The 300-nt window shown below is 37.7% G+C and carries 1 rRNA gene; it reads right to left on the reverse strand.

The window, feature by feature from the left end:
* Window positions 1–151: ribosomal RNA gene (locus CES81_RS13650) — 23S ribosomal RNA — on the reverse strand; the annotation flags it as partial.
* Window positions 152–300: the final 149 nt, after the last annotated feature.

The raw sequence follows: 300 nt of genomic DNA on the forward strand, positions 1-300 counted from the left end.
TTAATCATCGACTAAGATGATTGGGTTTCCCCATTCGGAAATCTCCGGATCAAAGCTTACGTACAGCTCCCCGAAGCATATCGGTGTTAGTCCCGTCCTTCATCGGCTCCTAGTGCCAAGGCATTCACCATGCGCCCTTTATAACTTAACCTCATCACTTACGTGACGGATTAATTGAGTATTACGCGAAGTAAATAAACATTACTTAATAAAAAACTCAAAATACGCGGTGTTCTCGGCTTAATTAATGAAATTAATTAATATAAAAGAAAATTGATATTATCTAGTTTTCAAAGAACC

The sequence above is a fragment of the Secundilactobacillus pentosiphilus genome (assembly GCF_002217985.1).
In the GTDB taxonomy this organism is placed as follows: domain Bacteria; phylum Bacillota; class Bacilli; order Lactobacillales; family Lactobacillaceae; genus Secundilactobacillus; species Secundilactobacillus pentosiphilus.